We start from the raw sequence: 4,311 nt of genomic DNA, 5'->3' as shown, positions 1-4,311 counted from the left end.
GATGAAGTTGCAATGGAATCAAGGGACTGGCTGACAGTCCTCATAAGGCCCACTCCCTTGTCTACCTCTTCCTTGCTCCTCTTCATTTTGTCCACAGACCTCTGTGCCTCTGATTGAATGACCTTGATCTTCTCTGCTATCTCGTTTGTTGCCTTTGAAGTCCTCTCTGCGAGTTTCCTCACCTCATCGGCCACAACAGCAAAGCCCCTTCCCTGCTCTCCTGCACGGGCAGCCTCGATGGCTGCATTAAGTGCAAGGAGGTTTGTCTGGTCGGCAATGTCCGTGATTACGGAAACTATTTCTCCAATCTCCTCCGAACTCCTGCCGAGGCCCTCTATGGTCTCCGATGCGTCTTTTATAACATCCGCAATCCTCTCTATTTCATTCATGGCATTGGTGGCAACCGACTTTCCGCCAAATGCAAGCTCTAATGACTGTCTCACCGATTCTGCAGCCTTTGTGGTATTTTGTGCCACATCCACTATAGTCTGTGATGCCTGGGCCGAGGCAGACGCAATCTGCTCGATCTGCTGCAACTGCCTGTCGGTTGTATTGGAGAAGTCATCAGAGGTGCTGGATAGTTTTTCGGATGCAGACGAGAGATTGGATACACCGCCTTTAATGCTGACTACGAATTCCCTTATCCTGTTGCCCATGGTTTTGAAGTGTTCGACCATCTGACCTATCTCATCCCTTCCCTTTGCCTTTACATCGACACCCTTGAAATCGCCTTCTGCCATTTGTGCCGACACCCGGGTAATAGATGTTACCGGGCCTAAAATGTCGGTTGTTAAAAAATAAGCGACTGCCACAAGAAAGACCGTTATGATTACACCGAAAATGACATAGCCTACCCGGATGATATTGGATTCCTTTTTAAGCTTGGCTATCTGCAGAGGAGTAACACCCCTTATCATATCCACGGGTATCTTTGTATTTTCCATAATTTCGAAATACACGTCTGCAACTTCGCCCTCTATGATGTCAACCGCCGCCTTCATATTCTGCGATTTTGCGATGGGGAATAAACGCTCCTTGAGAAAACCTTTATACTTGTTCCATGAAGCATATCCGCTTTTCACATAAGAGAAAAATGGCGAGACTTGTTCATCGGTATGGCATGTAATACAGGAAACACCCCTGCCGTTAGCTTTGTTACGGATGCCTTTTAGATTCCCAAAAAGCTCGTCGGGCTCGCGATTATTTTTTCCATACCTTTTTCTGCCTCCTCATCATAGGCATGCACCTGAGAATACATCGTGCCTTTTAGGAGATTGATGTTCATTCTTATCCTCGCAAGATCTTCCGAACCATCCCTCTTAAGCTCGATCCCCTTGAAATACTTTCCACCCACCTGAACCCTCGCGAATACAAACTGCCCTATGGCGATTCCTATAATCGAACCCAGGATAATCACGCCGAAGACGCTGTAGAACTTCTTTTTGAGGCTCATGTTGTAGAACCATTTCATACCCTCGTTACCCCCTATTTTATTTTTTATTTTTTACAATATTAGCAGTTTTCAGGATGTTTGTCCTGAATTTAAAAGTTTAATCCAAAATTACGCAAGTATTGCTTAGCATATGGGCAGCAGGTGTGCTGAATTCATAAACTTTGTTATGGCGGAAGACAAAATATTTTCGCTTCATTCTCGGAAGGCGTCCAGCCTTCCTCCGAAGCAAAGGCAGCCCGCTTGGACATCCATGTCACGCTTGGGCTGCCCAAGTCGCTCCAATACTTTGTCTTCCGCCTTAGCTGTCCGTAATTTATGAATAATGTGGTTTAAGAAAGTGCGAAATAGATATCCGCAATTATCGCAAGGATTGAAAGCAGGAATATAATGAAATAATTAACATTTTCAGGGGATTTTCTAATGGACAAAAGGAGATAGACAACCACCTCCCTGTCCTCATCAGTAAGGCATGCATTTGCCTTCACCTTCTCGATCAACTGGAATTTTTCAACGGCCTTTTTCCTCTTCTCCGAGATGTAATACCTGTATAAGAAAAAGACCATGTAGCCGACGACCCCCACATACCATACAGGTCTAACCCATGAAGGCTCAAGCCGCTGAAAGACTATAATCGCCCTGAAGGCGATAGCCGAGATAATGCCCAATACAAAGAAGCAGTAGATTATGGATGGCGGGAGGGTATGAGGTTTTTTGTCAGCCATGTGCAGTAATTATTTTAGATGAATATTTTTAATCTTTCAAAACATTTAAGGTCTTCGCAAAACCAGTCAAGACATGATGTATCACAATGCCTGCAAGAAACCCTGTAGTGAGATTATTCAGCCAAAAGCCTAAAGCAGCAGTGATTGAGGCAATCAGAACAGATGCTTTGTCCTTTACGATGTCCTTTATAAAAAGTGAGTGCTGCACTCCAACATAAAAGAGCAAGACACCCAGGATGCCCTTTGGAAAGGCTGATACCATCGATAATGCAGAATGTCCGAACAGTAAGGCCAGTGCGATAAGTGTAAAACCTATAATATACCCCGATCTCTCGCTGGTTGCACCAAATTTACAATGCGCTGTCAGTCCGCCGTAGCCATGGCACATTGGAGCCCCTCCTGCTATCCCCGATGCAATATTTGCAATGCCCATACTCAGCGGAATGCTTTTGAGGTTAAGTTTCTCAGCCCTTTCACCGTAGAGGATCCTTCCTGTTGACTCGGTTGCAACTATGGCATTGCCGAATGTTAATGCTATCTGCGGCAGGACGAGCATTGTAAGGCCCATCCATAAGTTATTCAGATCAGGGATGATTGGTGTTAAAGCCACAGGACCCATTGAAGCCACTTTAATCTCCCTTAGAGAAATAACTATCCCGATTATCATAACAGGTATAAGAGGCGGCATCTTTTTGATTATAAAAACACATGCTATCAGGATTGCTCCAACAATTATGGCAACTGGGATATCGCCATTCATAAGATTCAATGATGCCTTTATAAGCATCATGCCCAGACCGAGCTGTATTCCCCTTATTACGGATAAAGGGAACATATTTCCGAGTCTTGTACTTAATCCTGTGAATGCTATGATGAGAAGGATGATTCCCATAACAATGCCGGCAGCGTTGATAACGCTGCTGCTCAGTCCTGTGGCAATTGCAATGGCTGACATTGCCTTGAGGGGTTGAACAGGCATTGTGATTTTAAAATAATAGGCAGATGCCACATAGAAGAGTCCTGCCATTAAAAACAGCGCCGTAGGATTGAAACCATTCTTTACTATTAACGCAATGGCAATAGGGAATAAAACACCTATATCGCCAAAGGCGCCTGATAGGTCCCACATGAATTGCTTTACTTTGCCCGAGAGAACTCGCATTGCATCGTCTCCGCTATTTTAGCCTTTTTACCGCATACACCGCAATCTTTATCCCTATAGATATTGAGCTTCCTGAACTCCATATCGATGGTATTAAACACGAGCATCTTTGAAAGCATCGGTTTCCCATAGCCTGTGAGCAGCTTGATTGCCTCGATGGCCATCAGGCATCCGAGCATTCCCGAGACAGCGCCAAGAACCGGGAAGCCCAGTTCCTCCCATTCATTATTATCCTCGGGATACAGACAATTCAGGCATGGTGTCCTTTCAGAGATGACATTAAATAGATATCCCTCCATGCCGTTCATAGCTGCCTCGACCATTGGAATGCCCTTTCTTACACATGCATTGTTTAATACCCGTCTTTCATGAAAATTAGGCCGCACAGAGAGTGCTATCCGGACTCCATCGAGGAGTTCATCAACATTATCCCCTGATGTCCTTTCATCATATATCTCGACCTCTACATCAGGGTTTATATCTTCAATGCTCTTCATTGCCTGTATCGCCCTGCTTTTTCCAATCCAGTCATGTCTCATCAATATCTGTCTGTTCATGTTTGAGAGCGTGAGATTTCCGTAATGAGCAAAGACCAGCTTTCCTATGCCTGCAACTGCAAGATACAGTGCTGCAGTCCCTCCAAGTCCGCCGTACCTGCAATTAGTGCAGTGGAATCCTTCAACCTCTGCTGGTGCTCCAATGTAAATCCGTGAAGCATCAACTGCCTGCGGTAGCGATCAAGTTCCATATCAGTTAACTATCTCACAATATTCCTCTCCTATTCTCGCATTCAAGATCTCAAGTTCCATGTCCTTATCTTCTCCAAGGATTCCGCATGCATCCGCCCTGCACTGCCTGCAGTGTGTCATCTGCGGAATATACGGGCTGCACTTATCTCTCAGATCATTCAGCATCTTATGTGTTGGTCTCTGTAAGTATTCGAACTCTGCCTGAGGAATAAGGGGAATTATGTT

At 45.0% G+C, this 4,311-nt stretch carries 4 protein-coding genes and 2 pseudogenes; all 6 read right to left on the bottom strand.

Annotation, left to right across the window (positions count from 1 at the left end):
- Positions 1–1,001, bottom strand: a 1,001-nt coding sequence (locus V7L97_RS11580; RefSeq protein ID WP_333656134.1) for a methyl-accepting chemotaxis protein, incomplete at its 3' end; no start/stop codon positions are given.
- Positions 1,002–1,168: 167 nt separating this feature from the next.
- The gene (locus tag V7L97_RS11575; RefSeq protein WP_333656132.1) at positions 1,169–1,471 is read right to left on the bottom strand and encodes a hypothetical protein; all 303 of its coding nucleotides are present in this window, start codon (positions 1,469–1,471) and stop codon (positions 1,169–1,171) included.
- Between the two features lie 311 nt (positions 1,472–1,782).
- The gene (locus V7L97_RS11570; protein WP_333656131.1) at positions 1,783–2,175 is read right to left on the bottom strand and encodes a hypothetical protein; all 393 of its coding nucleotides are present in this window, start codon (positions 2,173–2,175) and stop codon (positions 1,783–1,785) included.
- A gap of 28 nt (positions 2,176–2,203) precedes the next feature.
- Positions 2,204–3,337, bottom strand: a complete 1,134-nt coding sequence (locus V7L97_RS11565; RefSeq protein WP_333656130.1) for a putative sulfate/molybdate transporter — start codon at positions 3,335–3,337, stop codon at positions 2,204–2,206.
- Positions 3,313–4,085 (bottom strand): annotated as a pseudogene (locus tag V7L97_RS11560) (HesA/MoeB/ThiF family protein). The gene V7L97_RS11565 and the pseudogene V7L97_RS11560 overlap by 25 nt, the downstream one beginning before the upstream one ends.
- 1 nt (position 4,086) lies before the next feature.
- A pseudogene (locus V7L97_RS11550) lies at positions 4,087–4,311 on the bottom strand (nitrogenase molybdenum-iron cofactor biosynthesis protein); the annotation flags it as partial.

Source organism: Dissulfurispira sp. (genome assembly GCF_036745535.1).
Taxonomy (GTDB): domain Bacteria; phylum Nitrospirota; class Thermodesulfovibrionia; order Thermodesulfovibrionales; family Dissulfurispiraceae; genus Dissulfurispira.
The sequence above is the reverse complement of the archived record's forward strand: the minus strand, read 5'-3'. Positions and strand labels throughout refer to the sequence as shown.

Coding starts and splice junctions, on each gene's coding strand:
- V7L97_RS11575 (WP_333656132.1), bottom strand. CDS start 1,471: ATGAAATGGTTCTACAACATGAGCCTCAAAAAGAAGTTCTACAGCGTC.
- V7L97_RS11570 (WP_333656131.1), bottom strand. CDS start 2,175: ATGGCTGACAAAAAACCTCATACCCTCCCGCCATCCATAATCTACTGC.
- V7L97_RS11565 (WP_333656130.1), bottom strand. CDS start 3,337: ATGCGAGTTCTCTCGGGCAAAGTAAAGCAATTCATGTGGGACCTATCA.